This window comes from Qipengyuania huizhouensis (genome assembly GCF_019711635.1).
Classification (GTDB): domain Bacteria; phylum Pseudomonadota; class Alphaproteobacteria; order Sphingomonadales; family Sphingomonadaceae; genus Qipengyuania; species Qipengyuania huizhouensis.
In genome coordinates this window covers 321,712-336,673 of the sequence record NZ_JAIGNT010000001.1, presented here as the reverse complement: position 1 = coordinate 336,673, position 14,962 = coordinate 321,712, and the positions used below count along the sequence as shown (strand labels likewise).

Here is a 14,962-nt window from a genome sequence, read left to right as displayed (position 1 = left end):
TTGCGTCGGCTTCAGGAGCGATTCTGCAGCGGGCGCGCACGGGAGAGACTCTGCGGGAAGACCCGCATAGCGCCGAAGGAGCAACCGCCCCGGAAACTCTCAGGCACATGGACCGTGCGCTGCCATCGACACTCTGGAAAGCGTCGCCCGATCAGGCGGCCACCGAAGGGGTAAGCGCGCTAACCGGCGTGTCAGTCTCTCAGGTTTCCCGACAGAGGGGGCATGGGTTGGTTTGGCGCACGGCGACGGGCGCACCCATGCTTTTGAAGGACGGGACTTGAGCGAAGAAAACGAAACCTTTGAGGACGAAATCCACACTTTGCCGCTCGATGCATGGCATCGCGGCAAGGGCGCGCGCATGGTCCCGTTTGCCGGTTACGAAATGCCGATCCAGTATGATGGCATCGTTGCCGAGCATAATTGGACGCGTGACCAGGCGGGCCTGTTCGATGTCAGCCACATGGGCCAGCTCATGGTGACCGGCGAGAAGGCTGCCGAGGAACTGGAAAAGCTGCTTCCCGGTGCGATCGCCTCGCTCAAGCCCGGACGCACGCGCTATTCGCTGCTGGTGGCCGAAGACGGCGGCATCCTTGACGATCTGATGGTCACCAATGCGACGCCATGGATCGAGGGCGACGAGGAAGAAGGCACCGAGGGCCGTTGGGGGGAACCGGCCTATTATCTCGTGGTGAACGGCGCGATGAAGTGGGACGATATCGCCCACTTGCGCGAACATCTCGATGATGACGTCACTCTCACTCACATGGACGAGCATGCGCTGATAGCGCTGCAGGGTCCGAATGCCGCCACCGCCCTCAATCGCGTGATGCGCAACGTCATCGACGACATGGTCTTCATGGACTCGCTCGTTCACGACTTCGGCGAATGGCCGCTCCGCATCACCCGCTCGGGATATACCGGAGAGGATGGCTTCGAAATCTCGGTTCCGGCCGAGTTTGCCGAGAGCCTGTGCGACCGTCTCTGTGCTGAAATCGAGGTGCGTCCCATCGGCCTCGGTGCGCGAGACAGCCTGCGTCTGGAAGCGGGCCTTCCGCTCTACGGCCACGACATCACCGAAAAAACCGATCCGGTTTCTGCCGACCTTCTCTTCGCGCTCACCAAGAAGCGCCGCGAGGAAGGTGGCTGGATGGGCCATGAAGCGGTGGCCAAGGTGCTTGCCGATGGTCCCGCGCAGAAGCGTGTGGGGCTCGAGATTGAAGGCCGCTTGCCTGCACGGGAAGGTGCGCTCGTCTATTCCGGCGACAAACAGGTCGGCCGTGTTACCAGCGGCGGGTTCTCGCCCACGCTCGAACGGCCGATCGCCATGGCTTATATCGACACCGCGCTCGCCCAGGAAGGAACCGAACTCGAAGTCGAGGTTCGTAACAAGAGACTGTCCGCGAAGGTCGCCAGAATGCCCTTCGTCCCGCACCGCTATCACAGAGGAAAGTGAGAGAGATGGCCCGTTATTTTACCGATGAGCATGAATGGATCGATCTTGAAGGCGATACCGCCACGGTCGGGATCACCGATTACGCGCAAGGCCAGCTTGGCGATATCGTCTTTGTGGAACTGCCCGAAGTCGGCTCCATGGTCGAGAAGGGCAAGGACGCTGCCGTGGTCGAAAGCGTCAAGGCGGCAAGCGATGTCTACGCGCCTCTTTCAGGCGAAGTGGTCGAGGTCAACGATAGTCTCGATGACGATCCGGCTCTGGTCAACTCCTCGCCCGAAGAAGACGGCTGGTTCTTCAAGATGACCGTCTCCGACAAGTCCGAACTCGAAGGCCTGATGGACGACAAGGCCTACAAGAGCTTCTGCGACGGGTTGTAACTTCGTCATCCCGGCGGAAGCTGGGATCGCTGTCCGCATGGTCGGACTTTGCTGCACCAGATCCCAGCTTTCGCTGGGATGACGGGATTTTGAAATGCGCTACCTTCCCCTGACCGATGCCGACCGCTCGGAAATGCTCGAGAAAATCGGTGCGTCCGATGTGGACGCCCTGTTCGTCGATGTGCCGGAGGAAGCCCGGCTCGACGGTCCGATCCACGGCCTGCCGATGCACGCCAGCGAAATGGCTGTCGAAAAGCATATGCGGCGGCTGTCGAAGAAGAACCTTGCGGCCGCCGATGCCGCCTTCTTCCTCGGTGCGGGCGCTTACAAGCACCACGTCCCGGCCAGCGTCGATCACATCATCCAGCGCGGCGAGTTCCTGACTGCATATACGCCCTACCAGCCGGAAATCGCGCAGGGCACGCTGCAGATGCTGTTCGAATTCCAGAGCCAGGTCGCGCATCTCTATGGCTGCGCGGTGGCCAATGCGAGCATGTACGATGGTTCGACCGCTTGCTGGGAAGCGGTGGCGATGGCCGGTCGCATCGCGCGCGGCAAGAAACGCAAGGTCGTGCTCTCCGGCGCGCTGCATCCGCATTATGCGGAGGTCGTGAAGACCATGGCGAAGTTCACCGACGACGAGATCGCGCATGCCAGGCCCGCCATGCAGGCAGCGCCCGACAATGACGGCCTGATCGCGCGCATCGACGAGGATACCGCCTCGGTCGTTGTGCAATATCCGGACATTCTCGGCCGCGTGACCGACCTTGCTCCCATAGCAGAGGCAGCCCATGCCAAGGGCGCGCTTCTGATCGTGGTCAACACCGAGCCGGTGGCTCTGGGCGCGCTGAAGTCGCCCGGCGAGATGGGCGCGGATATCGTCGTGGGCGAGGGCCAATCGATCGGCGTCGGCCTGCAGTTCGGCGGTCCGTATCTCGGCCTCTTCGCTGTACGCGATCCCAAGCATGTCCGCATGATGCCGGGCCGCCTGTGCGGCGAAACGCAGGATGCCGAGGGCAAGCGGGGCTATGTGCTGACGCTCTCCACCCGCGAGCAGCATATCCGCCGCGAAAAGGCGACCAGCAACATCTGCACCAATTCGGGCCTCTGCGCGCTGGCATTCAGCGTTCACATGACGCTGCTGGGCGAAGCCGGGCTGCGCCGCTTGGCGATGGAGAACCACCGTCTCGCCTGCATCGCCGCCGACCGGCTGGCCAAGGTGCCGGGCGTTTCGGTGCTCAACGACAGCTTCTTCAACGAATTCACCATCCGCCTCGGCACAGATGCGCGCGCCGTGGTGCGCAAGCTGGCCAAGCAGGATGTGCTTGCAGGGGTCTCGCTCGGCCGCCTGTTCCCCGACCACGCCGACCTCGCCGACGGGCTGATCGTCGCGGTCACCGAAACCACGACCGAGGAGGATATCGAAACCCTTGCCTCGGCTCTCGAGGAGGTGCTGGCATGAGCGCGCCCAACGCATCCGGCTGGAAGCCCGGCACGCCCGTGCAGGATCACAATGCCATGGCCGGTCCCGATACCGTTACCGGCAACCGCGCTCTGATGCTGGAGGAGCCCCTGATCTTCGAGATCGGCACGACCGAGACCACCGGTGTCGACCTGCCCGAACCGCAGTCCGGCTCTAACCGCCTCGGCGGGCTCGACCGCAGCGAGAAAATCGGTTTGCCCGGTCTTTCCGAACCCGAAACGATCCGCCACTACACGCGCCTTTCGCGCCAGAACTACGCCATCGACCTCGGCCTCTTCCCGCTCGGTTCGTGCACGATGAAGCACAATCCGCGGCTGAACGAAAAGGTCGCGCGGATGCCCGGCTTTGCCGATGTCCACCCGTTGCAGCCGGTCGACACGGTGCGCGGCGCGCTGGAGGTCGTGAACGAACTGGCGCACTGGCTGATCGAGCTGACCGGGATGCACGGCGTCGCCATGAGCCCCAAGGCGGGCGCGCATGGCGAGCTGTGCGGAATCCTCTGCATCCGCGCCGCGCTGGAAGCCCGCGGCGATGCCCGCGAGGTTATCCTCGTCCCCGAAAGCGCGCATGGCACCAACCCGGCGACTGCGGCCTTTGCCGGTTACCGGGTGGAGGACATTCCCGCCAATGCCGATGGGCGGGTCGATCTGGAAGCGCTCAAGGCGCGGCTGGGCCCTGACGTTGCGGGCGTGATGATCACCAACCCGAACACCTGCGGACTGTTCGAGCGGGACATGAAGGCGATCTCCGACGCGGTCCATGAAGCGGGCGGTTTCGTCTATTGCGACGGGGCCAATTTCAACGCCATCGTCGGCAAGGTACGCCCGGGCGACCTTGGCGTCGATGCAATGCACATCAACCTCCACAAGACCTTCTCTACCCCGCATGGCGGCGGCGGTCCGGGTTCGGGGCCGGTGGTGCTGTCCGAAGCGCTTTCGCCTTACGGCCCGCTGCCCTTCACGGCGCGGACGAAGGACGGCGTGGTCCACCTTGTCGAGGAAGGGAACGCAGCCGAGTTCGAGCATACCAAGGCCTTTGGCCGGATGACCGCCTTCCACGGGCAGATGGGCATGTTCACCCGCGCGCTGGCCTATATCCTCAGCCACGGTGCGGACGGTCTCAGGCAGGTGGCCGAGGATGCGGTGCTCAACGCCAATTACATCCTGCGCAGCCTCGAAGACGTGCTCCACGCGCCCTTCGGCCACAGCGGGCCGTGCATGCACGAGGCGCTGTTCGGCGATAAAGGCTTTGCCGGGGATATCTCGACGCTCGACCTCGCCAAGGCGCTGATCGACGAGGGCTACCATCCGATGACCATGTACTTCCCGCTGGTGGTGCATGGCGCGATGCTGGTCGAGCCGACGGAGACCGAGAGCAAGGCGGCACTGGACCAGTTCATCGGCGCGCTGCGCAGCGTGGCAGAGCGAGCGAAGGCAGGCGACGAAAGCCTCAAGACCGCACCCCATTATGCCCCGCGTCGCCGCCTCGACGAGACGCTGGCGGCACGCAAGCCGATCCTTGCCTGGGAAGAACCCAACCCTCCCGGCGGTGCGCCGAGCATGAGCGAGCAGGGCGGACGGTAAGCGCGGGCCCGCGGCCATGAAGATCGTCTTCAGCCGCAAGGGCTTCGATAGCGCTTCGGGCGGCGGACCCTCGCCGATCGTGGATGGAAGGCCGCTGAGCCTGCCGATTCCGGCAGGCGCGGCCTCGCGCACCAGCTACCGCGATCTCGGGCTGGAAGAGCATGCCGTCGCGGCCAGCCGCAGCAGGCTCGGCGCGGACGATCTCTGCCACCATGATCCCATGTTCCGCGATGACGGCACCTGTCTCTTTGGGCAGGTCGGTGCGGCGCAGACCCACCTTGCCAATCGCGGCGTGGGAAAGGGCGATGTCTTCCTCTTTTTCGGCCTGTTCCACGAGGAAGAGAGCGGCGAGCCGCATCACCGGATTTTCGGGTGGATGGAGGTCGCCGAGACCGTTCACCTCGCGGACGGAGTGCCAAGCTGGCTGGCCGAAGCGAACCACCCGCATGCGCTGGAAATGCATGGCCCCAACGACTGCATCTATATCGGACCGGGCGGCACGGCTGCGCGGGCGAGCGAGGACTTGCGCCTCACCGTTCCGGGCGGGCCGCCATCGCTGTGGAAGCGGCCCGACTGGCTGAAGCGGGGAGGGTTATCCTATCACGACCGTCCCGAACGCTGGCTTGGCAACGGGCGGCTGAAGAGCGTGGCGCGCGGCCAGGAATTCGTGGCCGATGTGGGCAGGCGTCAGCCCCCGCGCGAATGGCTCGCGCGGGTGATGCGCGAACTCAGAGGGTCTTGATGACTGAGGAGAAGTCGAGCCCCCCATGCTCTTCGGCCAGCGCCTCGTAGATTTCCGCAGCCTTGGCGCCGAGCACGGTTTTCGCATTGACATCCTTCGCCGCATCCATCGCGAGGCGCAGGTCTTTCAGCATCAGCGCGGTGGCGAAGCCGCCCTTGTATTCGTTGTCCGCGGGGCTTTCGACACCGACTCCGGGCATCGGCGTATAGGCATTGAGCGACCAGCAGTATCCCGAGGACTGGCTGGAAATCTCGTAGAATTTCTGCGGATCGAGGCCGAGCTTTTCGGCCATTTTCATGGCTTCTGCCGTGCCGATCATCGAGATGGCGAGCAGCATGTTGTTGCAGATCTTCGCGGTCTGCCCCGCGCCCGCATCGCCCGCATGGATCACCGCCTTGCCCATCGCCTGAAGCACTTCCTCGGCGCGCTTGAAGGCCTTGTCGGTTCCGCCGACCATGAAGGTCAGGGTGCCGCCATTCGCCGCTGCGATCCCGCCCGAAACGGGGGCGTCGACCATGTCGTACCCAGCAGCCTCGGCGTTAGAGATCACTTCCCTGGCGGTAGCAACGTCGATGGTCGAGCAGTCGATCAGGACAGCACCTGCAGGGGCGTGACCGATGACGCTTTCTCTATAGACCGACTTCACGATTGCGCCATTGGGCAGCATCGTCACCACTGCATCTACACCTTGGCATGCCGCGCCGGCATCGTCGAACGTTGTGCACCCGTGTTCAGCGGCTGTATGAAGCGCTTCATCGGCAAGGTCGAAGGCGTTCACCTCGTGCCCCGCCTTGACGAGGTTCGCGGCCATTCCGCCGCCCATGTTTCCGAGGCCGATGAAGGCGATTTTCATTTTGGCTTCCTCTCCACGGCTAGAAGCCGTCGTTCTTTCTTGTCACAAACCAACGTACAAGGTGGAATAGCAGGATCAGCCCACCGATAATCAGAAAGATATGGCTGATGTAGATCCAGAAAATGAGGGCGCTTAAATCGCCTCCATCGTATTCTGGTTTCGCGATCCAAGCGAAAGCCATCGCGCCGAAGTGTAGCGCGATGGAGAATAGCGCTAATTTGACGGAGGTGGTCAATTGCCTCACCGCCCCTTCCACTTGCCCTCGCGCTTCTCGACGAAGGCAGCCATGCCCTCCTTTTTGTCCTCGCTGGCGGCGAGGATCTGGAAGATGCGGCGCTCGACGATCAGGCCCTGGTCGAGGCTGGTTTCGAAGGCGGCATTGACCATTTCCTTGTTCGCGATGGCGGCCATCGGCGGCATCGAGGCGATCTGCGCGGCGGTTTTCATCGCCTCGTCGAGCAGGCTGTCATGCGGCACGACGCGGGCGACGAGGTTGCTGCGTTCGGCTTCCTTGGCATCCATCATCCGGCCTGTCAGGCACATTTCCATCGCCTTCGACTTGCCGACTGCCTTGGTGAGGCGCTGCGATCCGCCCATGCCCGGCGCCACGCCGAGCTTGATTTCAGGCTGGCCGAACTTAGCGTTTTCGCTCGCAATGATGAAGTCCGCCATCATGGCAAGTTCGCATCCACCGCCGAGCGCGAAGCCGTTGACTGCGGCGATCCACGGCTTGCGGGTTTTCTTGACGATCTCGCTGGTCCAGGGGGCGAAGAAATCCTCGAGGTAGAAGTCGGCTGCGTCCTTCTCGCTCATTTCCTTGATGTCGGCACCGGCGGCAAAGGCCTTGTCGCCCGAACCGGTCAGAACCGCGCAAAGCTGGCTGTCGTCCGCCTGATAGGCGGCGAAGGCATGAATCAGTTCATCAAGGACCGAACTATTCAAGGCATTCAGCGCCTTCGGGCGGTTCAGGGTGATCAGCGTAACCGCGTCACGTTGTTCGACGGTGATGGTTTCGTAGCTCATAGGGGTTTCCATTCCTCACTTTCGGGAAGCGGGGCGAAGATGCTGTCTAGCAGTTCGTCGCTCACGCCCTCGGGCGTTGCCGGATCCCATTGGGGGTCGTTCGTCTTGTCCACGATCACCGCGCGCACGCCTTCGGAAAAGTCCGGGCGGGTCAGCACGCGGCTGGCGATGCGGTATTCCATGCGCATATTGTCGGCGAAGCTGTCCAGCTTCTCGCTCTCCGCCAGCTGGCGCAGCGCCACCTTGCAGGTCTGCGGGCTCTTGGAGCGCAGGGTGGCGAGTTCCTTCGCCGCCCATTCGCTGTCGTCCGCCTCGAGGCTGGCGAGGATGTCCTCATAGCGATCGGAGGCGAAGTGCTTCTTGATGGCATCGAAATTGGTTTCGATCCGCGCTTCGGGCGGGGACACGGAGAGTTCCGAGAGGATGCCCGAGATGCGGTCCGGATGCTCGGTGATGCGAGCCTTGGCTTCGGCCAGCTTTTCCGTCGGCAGGTAATGCGTGGCGATGCCCGCCCAGACGCACTCCGCCCCGTCGAGCCGTGCGCCGGTCAAGGCAAGGAACTGGCCGAGCCGGCCGCCGAGGCGCGAAAGGTGCCAGCCACCGCCCACGTCGGGGAACAGGCCGATACCTGTTTCGGGCATGGCGAAGCGCGTGTGTTCGGTCGCGACGCGATATTTGCACGGCAGGGCGATGCCCACGCCGCCACCCATGGTGATGCCGTCCATGAAGGCCACAATGGGCTTGTCATAGGTCATCATCTGGTGGTTGAGCTGGTATTCGTCGTGGAAGAATTCGCGGCCGCTCTTCCCGCCATCGTTGAGTGCGGAATGGCGCAGCAGGTTGATGTCGCCCCCGGCGCAGAACCCGCGTCCTTCGGCATGGTCGAGGATCACGGCCTCGACCTGGCCGCTTGCGCCCCACTCCGTCAGCGCAGCGCTCATCGCGTGGCACATGTCGAGCGTAAGCGCGTGGAGAGCCTTGGGGCGGTTGAGCGAGATATGGCCGGTGCGGCCATGCGCATGGATATTCACTTCGTCGGTCATGTTACTCTCGCTTACTGACGCAGCAGGTCGCGGCCCACGATCATTCGCATGACCTGGTTCGTGCCTTCGAGGATCGAGTGGACTCGCAGGTCGCGCCAGAACCGCTCGATCGGATATTCACGCAAGTAGCCGTACCCGCCGAAGAGCTGCAGCGCGTCGTTGACGACCTTGCTGCCGCTATCGGTGGCAAGGCGCTTGGCCATGGCGGAGAACTTGCTCTTGTCGGGCGCATTGTCTGTGACCTTCGCCGCGGCAAGATAGAGCAGCGCGCGCGCAGCCTCCAGATCGGTCGCCATGTCGGCGAGCATGAACTGCGTGTTCTGGAAGTCGGCGATGGGTGTGTCGAACTGCTTGCGGTCCTTGGTATAGGCCACCGCCTCGTCGAGACAGCGCTGCGCCCCGCCGAGGGAGCAGGCACCGATATTGAGACGGCCCCCGTCGAGGCCCATCATGGCAAAGCGGAAACCTTCGCCTTCATCGCCCACGCGGTTGGCGACCGGAACACGGGCATCTTCGAAGATCACCTGCGCGGTGGGTGAGGCGTTCCAGCCCAGCTTCTTTTCAGGCTTGCCGAAGGAGACGCCGGGCGTGTCCTTGTCGATCACCAGGCAGGTTATGCCCCTGGTCTTGTGGTCGGAAGTGCGGACCATGGTGACATAGACATCGTTGAAACCGCCGCCCGAAATGAACTGCTTGGTGCCATTGAGCACATAATGGTCGCCATCCAGCTTCGCGCTCGTCTTGAGGCCCGCAGCATCGGAGCCGCTACCCGGTTCGGTCAGTGCATAGCTGGCGATCCTTTCCATGGTGACGAGGTCGGGAAGATATTTCTCCTTCACTTCCGCGCCGCCGAACTGGTCGATCATCCAGGCGGCCATGTTGTGGATCGATATATAGGCGCTGGTCGCGGGGCAGCCGTATGCCATGGCTTCCATGATCAATGCTGCTTCGAGCCGGCCGAGGCCGATGCCGCCGCTTTCTTCGGAGACGTAGATCGCCCCGAAGCCGAGTTCGGCACTTTGTTTGATCACGTCGCGTGGGAAGTGCGATTTTTCGTCCCACTCCGCGGCATGCGGGGTGATGTTGTCGGCAGTGAAGCGCTGCGCCATTTCCTGGATCTGCAGCTGCTCTTCGGTAAGCTGGAATTGTCCTGTCATGGCTGCGCTCTAGCCCTGTGGACGGGTCATGGGAAGGGGGCGGCGGGGTCAGCCGCGAACGATTGCCTCGGCTTCGATTTCGACTTTCCATTCCTTGCGGCAAAGCCATGCGCAGCCGACCATAGTTGCGGCGGGCTGCACCTCTCCGAAGAAGCGCGCATGGACTTCGCCCACCTCTTCCTGATCGTCGGAATCGGTCAGGAACATGCGGGTGCGCACGATGTCGTCTCGTGTGCCGCCCAGTTCCTCGACTACCTTCAGGATCAGCGTGAAACAGCGCTCGGCCTGTGCGGCGGCACCGCCCGGCGTGGAGGAGCCGTCGTCCTCTACCGGGCCGGTGCCAGCAACGATGATCCGGTCGCCCTCGCGAACTGCCCGGGCGAACCCGAACTTCGTTTCGTAGGGAGAGCCGGTGAAGGCATGGCGGCGTGTGCTCACCCGCAGGTTATCTCGGTGATCGTCATGCCTTCGTCATAGCGGACATTCACGCGGTCCTGGCGGTAATCCATGGTCCAGGCCGAATTGGGCGGCCCCCAGCGAAGAGTGCGCGCCCCGCTTTCCTCGAGTATTGCCGCGCCGGCTTCCGGTGTCGCTTCACTACCCACGTATGACTGCGCCGCTTCGGCATTGCACGTGCCACCTGCAGAGGGGGGAGAGGGAGTGTCTTCGCCATAGGCGGTGGCGCAGGCGGCCAGCGGGATGGTGGCGGCGGCCAACAGGATCGTCTTCATGCTTATTCTCCTCAGGCAGGGCATTTGGTGTAGGTCAGCGGCTCGGCCAGCGCATCTTCGCCATATTCGCTGCGGACCAGTTGCGTGCCGTCTTCCGACAGGCTGAGCTCCATGTCGCGGGTCCATTCCATACCTTCGCCGGTGAAAGCATAGGTGGCCCTGAACTGGCTGGGTTCGCTGGTTTCCACGGTATCTACCACGCCGCGCGATTCGTAGAACTGGATGCCCTCGGCATCGATATTGATCAGACCCTTCGCATCGCCGCGGTCGGAGGTGCAATCGGCAGGAACGAGGCCCCATCGTCCATGGAGGCTGCCGGGGATATCGCCATCTACCATATCGGCGGGCGGCGTCGCACCGTCTCCGATGCCGCCATCGGGTTCGACGGGCATCATCGTCTCTTCGGTCTCGGGCCTGTCTTCGATCGGTTCAGCGCATGCCGCAAGGGCGAGAAGCGTGAGGGGTAGGGCGGAGCGGAGAAGGTTGAGCTGTTTCATGCTGTCTCCAACGCTCCGCACCGAAATCCTATCCCATCGTCGGAATGACGAAAGCGTTCGAGCCATCGCCGCCGCCGTCGGGCCAGCGCTGGGTGACCTTCTTGGCCTTGGTCCAGAACTTCAGGCCTTCCATGCCATATTGGTCGATGTCGCCGAAGCCGCTGCGCTTCCAGCCGCCGAAGCTGTGGTAGCTCACCGGAACCGGGATCGGCACGTTGATGCCGACCATGCCGACATTGACGCGGCTCGCGAATTCGCGAGCCGCATGGCCGTTGCGGGTGAAGATGGCGACGCCATTGCCGTACTGGTGCTCGCTCGGCAGGCGCACGGCCTCCTCGAAATCCTTGGCGCGCACGATCTGGAGGACGGGGCCGAAGATTTCTTCCTTGTAGCTTTCCATGTCGGTGGTGACCCGGTCGAGCAGGGTCGGGCCGACGAAAAAGCCCTTTTCATGGCCCTGCAGGCTGAAGCCGCGCCCGTCGATCACGACCTCGGCGCCTTCCTTCTCGGCGGTGTCGATCCAGCCTTCGACGCGCGTCTTGTGTTCGGGGGTGACGACGGGGCCGTAATGCGCATCCGGGTCGTTGGAGACACCTACCCGCAGGCCGTTGATAGCAGGGATCAGCTTCTCGCGCAGCTTATCGGCCGTGTCCTCACCAACCGGGACGACGACAGGGAGGGCCATGCAGCGCTCGCCTGCAGAACCGAAAGCGGCCCCGGCAAGATCGTTCACCACCTGGTCGAGATCGGCATCGGGCATGACGATGCCGTGGTTCTTCGCCCCGCCGAAGGCCTGCACGCGCTTGGCGTTGGCCGTGCCGCGCGAATAGATATATTGCGCGATGTCGCTCGACCCGACGAAACTGATCGCCGGGATATCGGGATGGTCGAGGATGGCATCGACCATTTCCTTGTCGCCGTGGACCACCTGCAGTAACCCTTCGGGAGCGCCCGCTTCGAGGAACAGTTTGGCAAGCCGCACAGGCACGCTGGGATCGCGTTCGGAGGGCTTGAGGATGAAGGCATTGCCAGCTGCGATCGCCATGCCGAACATCCACATCGGGATCATGGCCGGGAAGTTGAACGGGGTGATGCCCGCCCCGATGCCGAGCGGCTGGCGCATCGAATAGACGTCGATGCCGGGTCCTGCGCCCTGCGTATATTCACCCTTCAGCACCTGTGGGATGCCACAGGCATATTCGATCACCTCGAGGCCGCGCTGCACGTCGCCATGCGCATCGTCGACGACCTTGCCGTGCTCGCTCGAAAGCAGCTCGGCGAGTTCCTGCTTGTTCGCCTCGACCAGTTCCTTGAACTTGAACATCACGCGGGCACGGCGCTGCGGGTTGGTCACCGCCCATTCGGGCTGGACCTTCTTGGCCGCATCGACCGCCTTCTGCAGCAGTGCAGCATCGCCCAGCGGGACTTCGGCCTGGACCTCGCCCGTCGAAGGGTTCCAGATCTGATGGGTGCGATTGGCGGAGCCGCCGGCCCCGCCAGCGATGAAATGGTCAACCTGGCGCATGGAAAAATTCCTCTCTTTTCTTGCCAACGGCCTTGGCAAGCGAGAGGTCCGAAATCAACCGGTATCAAATGAAACCGGCAAGGATTGCGTCTAGCCGACCGCTGCCATCATCTGCGCGCACAGGATCGCGCCATAAGTACCCAACGCATAACCGAGCACCGCCAGCAACACGCCGACCGGGGCCAGGGCGGGATGGAAGGCCGCAGCCACCACCGGTGCCGATGCAGCACCGCCGACATTCGCCTTGCTGCCCACTGCGACGAAGAAGAACGGCGCCTTGATGATCTTGGCGACGATCAGCAGCAGGATGATGTGGAATAGCATCCAGATCGCCCCGATCGCCATGAAAACTGGCGCATCCATGATCTTGGTCACATCCATCCGCGTACCGATGACCGCCACCAGCAGGAAGATGAACAGCACGCCGAACTTGCTTGCACCGATGCCCTCAAGTTCGCGGGCGCGGGTGAAGCTTACCAGCAAACCGGCCGTTGTGGAGATCACCACGACCCAGAAGAAGCTGCTCGCCAGCGTTGCCTCTTCGCCCTGCAATTCGGCGAAGAAATTGCCCAGCCACCCGCCCAGCAGATGCGAAAACCCAACCACGGCGAAGGCGACGCCGAACAGCAGGACATAGTCGTTGGCCGTGGCGATCCGCTCTGTTTTCGCTGTGTAGTCCGCCATCGAGTCGCGCAGCCGTGCGATGGATGAACTGTCTGCACCGAGCCAACGATCGACCCGTTCATGCGCGCCGGCACCATAGAGCAGGAAGATCATCCAGATTTCCGCCACGATGATGTCCACTGCGAGCAGGGCGGCAAAACCTTCCAGTGGATAGCCATAGACTTCGAGCATGGCAGTCTGGTTCGCGCCTCCGCCGATCCAGCTTCCCGCCAGCGTCGCAAGGCCGCGCCAGGCGGCGGTGTCACCCGAGCCGATCACGGTGGGATCGAACTGCGCCACGATCCACAGGGCCAGCGGCCCGCCCAGGATGATCCCGACCGTGGCGGTCAGGAACATGATGATCGCCTTGTTGCCGAGGCCGAGGATGCCCTTGATGTCGATGCTGAGCGTCATCAGGAACAGCGCGGCGGGAAGGAAGTAATCCTTGGCGATCGGCCAGAGCTGGCTTTCCGAGGTGTCGATCAGGCCGGTCGTCACGAAGAGTGACGGCACGAGATAGCAGACGAGGATGATCGGCACGAAGACGTAGAAACGCTGCCAGCCCGGCCGGTCGCGCGTGGCGAATACGAAGGCCAGCAATGCGGCCAGCAGGCCGAGGATGATACGATCGTCGGTGATCATGGGGTAAGCGTCCCTCTCTCGTATTCGCCGCGCCTATCCGGCAGCGAAAGTGCCGGTATCGAAGAAATGCGCGATCTTCTTTTTTTGCGGTAGGATGTCGAGCCCGCGTTCGGCAAGCCAGTCGTTGTCGAAAATGGTGTCCGAATAGCGCGCCCCGTCGTCACAGAGGATCGAAACGATAGAGCCCGACATTCCCCTGTCGGCCATCTCCGCGGCGATCTTTGCGCAGGCCCAGACATTGGTGCCGGTCGACCCGCCGCAGCGCCGGCCGAGCCGCTCGCTCACCTCGTGCGCGGCAGCGATGGAGCAAGCGTCCGGGATCACTTCCATCCGGTCGACCACGTCGGGCAGGAAACTGGGCTCGACCCGCTGGCGGCCGATCCCCTCGATGCAGCCGGAGGGATGATCCACCCGCTCGACCGATCTGTCCGCCCAGTGGCGATGGAAGACGGAACCTTGCGGATCGGCCACGCAGACGCGCGTGGCAAAGCGGTTGTAGCGGGCATAGCGGCCGATGGTTGCGGATGTCCCGCCAGTACCAGCGCCGCACACGATCCAATGGGGAACCGGATGCGGTTCACGCGACATCTGCGTGAAAATCGATTCGGCGATATTGTTGTTGCTCCGCCAATCGGTCGCCCGTTCGGCGAAGGTGAACTGGTCGATGTAATGCCCGCCCAGCTCGTCCGCCAGCGCCTGCGCGGCATCGTAGATCTCGCAAGGCTTGTCGACGAAATGGCACTCCCCGCCGTGAAAGGAGATCGCATCGATCTTGGCCTTCGCAGTGCTGCGGGGAACCACGGCGATGAAGCGCAGGCCGAGCATGCGGGCGAAATAGGCTTCGGAAACGGCGGTCGACCCGCTCGACGCCTCCACGATAGCAGTGTTCCGGTGAATCCAGCCATTACACAGCCCATAGAGGAACAGCGAGCGCGCCAGCCGGTGCTTGAGGCTGCCGGTGGGATGGCTCGATTCGTCCTTCAGGTAGATCGCGATGTCGGGCAGCGAAGGGACCGGCAAGGGGATCAGATGCGTATCGGCCGAGCGATTGAAATCCGCTTCGATCCGGCCAATCGCCCAGTTCTGCCATTCGCGCTTGTCAGTCATCGGGGCCTTGTATCGCCTCCGGACCGCAGGGGAACCCCGGCGCCGCCATTTTCCGCGGGCAAGGCCGGAGTGTATTGACCGTT

16 protein-coding genes and 2 riboswitches are annotated in these 14,962 nt (G+C 63.1%); of the genes, 5 read left to right on the top strand and 11 right to left on the bottom strand.

Annotation, left to right across the window (positions count from 1 at the left end):
- Positions 1 to 29: 29 nt before the first annotated feature.
- Positions 30 to 125, top strand: a riboswitch (glycine riboswitch).
- Positions 126 to 225, top strand: a riboswitch (glycine riboswitch).
- Between the two features lie 52 nt (positions 226 to 277).
- The 5 genes from gcvT to K3180_RS01590 all read left to right on the top strand — a co-directional run bounded on the left by gcvT (position 278) and on the right by K3180_RS01590 (position 5,638).
- Positions 278 to 1,453, top strand: a complete 1,176-nt coding sequence (gcvT, locus tag K3180_RS01610) for a glycine cleavage system aminomethyltransferase GcvT (RefSeq protein WP_221537900.1) — start codon at positions 278 to 280, stop codon at positions 1,451 to 1,453.
- A gap of 5 nt (positions 1,454 to 1,458) precedes the next feature.
- Positions 1,459 to 1,830 carry a glycine cleavage system protein GcvH gene (gcvH, locus tag K3180_RS01605; protein WP_221537899.1) on the top strand — a complete coding sequence of 124 codons (372 nt, stop codon included), beginning with the start codon at positions 1,459 to 1,461 and terminating at the stop codon, positions 1,828 to 1,830.
- Positions 1,831 to 1,924: 94 nt separating this feature from the next.
- The gene (gene gcvPA / locus K3180_RS01600; RefSeq protein WP_221537898.1) at positions 1,925 to 3,292 is read left to right on the top strand and encodes an aminomethyl-transferring glycine dehydrogenase subunit GcvPA; all 1,368 of its coding nucleotides are present in this window, start codon (positions 1,925 to 1,927) and stop codon (positions 3,290 to 3,292) included.
- Positions 3,289 to 4,896, top strand: coding sequence for an aminomethyl-transferring glycine dehydrogenase subunit GcvPB (gene gcvPB / locus K3180_RS01595; RefSeq protein ID WP_221537897.1), 1,608 nt, complete (start codon positions 3,289 to 3,291; stop codon positions 4,894 to 4,896). The genes gcvPA and gcvPB overlap by 4 nt, the downstream gene beginning before the upstream one ends.
- Positions 4,897 to 4,912: 16 nt before the next feature.
- On the top strand, positions 4,913 to 5,638 hold the full coding sequence (locus K3180_RS01590; RefSeq protein ID WP_221537896.1) for an Nmad3 family putative nucleotide modification protein: 726 nt from the start codon (positions 4,913 to 4,915) through the stop codon (positions 5,636 to 5,638).
- Here the strand turns inward: K3180_RS01590 and mmsB are convergent.
- The 11 genes from mmsB to K3180_RS01535 all read right to left on the bottom strand — a co-directional run bounded on the left by mmsB (position 5,625) and on the right by K3180_RS01535 (position 14,879).
- A complete protein-coding gene (gene mmsB, locus K3180_RS01585) occupies positions 5,625 to 6,491 on the bottom strand; it encodes a 3-hydroxyisobutyrate dehydrogenase (protein ID WP_221537895.1) in 867 nt (288 codons plus the stop codon). The two genes, K3180_RS01590 and mmsB, sit on opposite strands and share 14 nt — an antisense overlap.
- A 19-nt stretch (positions 6,492 to 6,510) precedes the next feature.
- Entirely contained in the window at positions 6,511 to 6,726 is a 216-nt protein-coding gene (locus K3180_RS01580; protein WP_221537894.1) for a hypothetical protein, read from the bottom strand.
- Positions 6,727 to 6,731: 5 nt separating this feature from the next.
- Positions 6,732 to 7,514: an enoyl-CoA hydratase-related protein gene (locus K3180_RS01575; RefSeq protein WP_221537893.1), complete on the bottom strand. Its 783-nt coding sequence runs from the start codon at positions 7,512 to 7,514 to the stop codon at positions 6,732 to 6,734.
- Positions 7,511 to 8,557, bottom strand: a complete 1,047-nt coding sequence (locus tag K3180_RS01570; protein ID WP_221537892.1) for an enoyl-CoA hydratase/isomerase family protein — start codon at positions 8,555 to 8,557, stop codon at positions 7,511 to 7,513. The genes K3180_RS01575 and K3180_RS01570 overlap by 4 nt, the downstream gene beginning before the upstream one ends.
- 11 nt (positions 8,558 to 8,568) lie before the next feature.
- Positions 8,569 to 9,714: an acyl-CoA dehydrogenase family protein gene (locus tag K3180_RS01565; protein ID WP_221537891.1), complete on the bottom strand. Its 1,146-nt coding sequence runs from the start codon at positions 9,712 to 9,714 to the stop codon at positions 8,569 to 8,571.
- A gap of 48 nt (positions 9,715 to 9,762) precedes the next feature.
- Positions 9,763 to 10,152: a RidA family protein gene (locus K3180_RS01560; RefSeq protein ID WP_221537890.1), complete on the bottom strand. Its 390-nt coding sequence runs from the start codon at positions 10,150 to 10,152 to the stop codon at positions 9,763 to 9,765.
- Positions 10,149 to 10,445: an I78 family peptidase inhibitor gene (locus K3180_RS01555; protein ID WP_221537889.1), complete on the bottom strand. Its 297-nt coding sequence runs from the start codon at positions 10,443 to 10,445 to the stop codon at positions 10,149 to 10,151. Before K3180_RS01555 ends, K3180_RS01560 begins: the two co-directional genes overlap by 4 nt.
- An 11-nt stretch (positions 10,446 to 10,456) precedes the next feature.
- Positions 10,457 to 10,942 carry a hypothetical protein gene (locus K3180_RS01550; protein WP_221537888.1) on the bottom strand — a complete coding sequence of 162 codons (486 nt, stop codon included), beginning with the start codon at positions 10,940 to 10,942 and terminating at the stop codon, positions 10,457 to 10,459.
- Between the two features lie 28 nt (positions 10,943 to 10,970).
- A complete protein-coding gene (locus tag K3180_RS01545) occupies positions 10,971 to 12,467 on the bottom strand; it encodes a CoA-acylating methylmalonate-semialdehyde dehydrogenase (protein ID WP_221537887.1) in 1,497 nt (498 codons plus the stop codon).
- A gap of 90 nt (positions 12,468 to 12,557) precedes the next feature.
- Positions 12,558 to 13,772, bottom strand: a complete 1,215-nt coding sequence (locus tag K3180_RS01540; protein ID WP_221537886.1) for a DUF819 family protein — start codon at positions 13,770 to 13,772, stop codon at positions 12,558 to 12,560.
- 33 nt (positions 13,773 to 13,805) lie between these two features.
- A complete protein-coding gene (locus K3180_RS01535; protein WP_221537885.1) occupies positions 13,806 to 14,879 on the bottom strand; it encodes a PLP-dependent cysteine synthase family protein in 1,074 nt (357 codons plus the stop codon).
- Between the last annotated feature and the right edge of the window lie 83 nt (positions 14,880 to 14,962).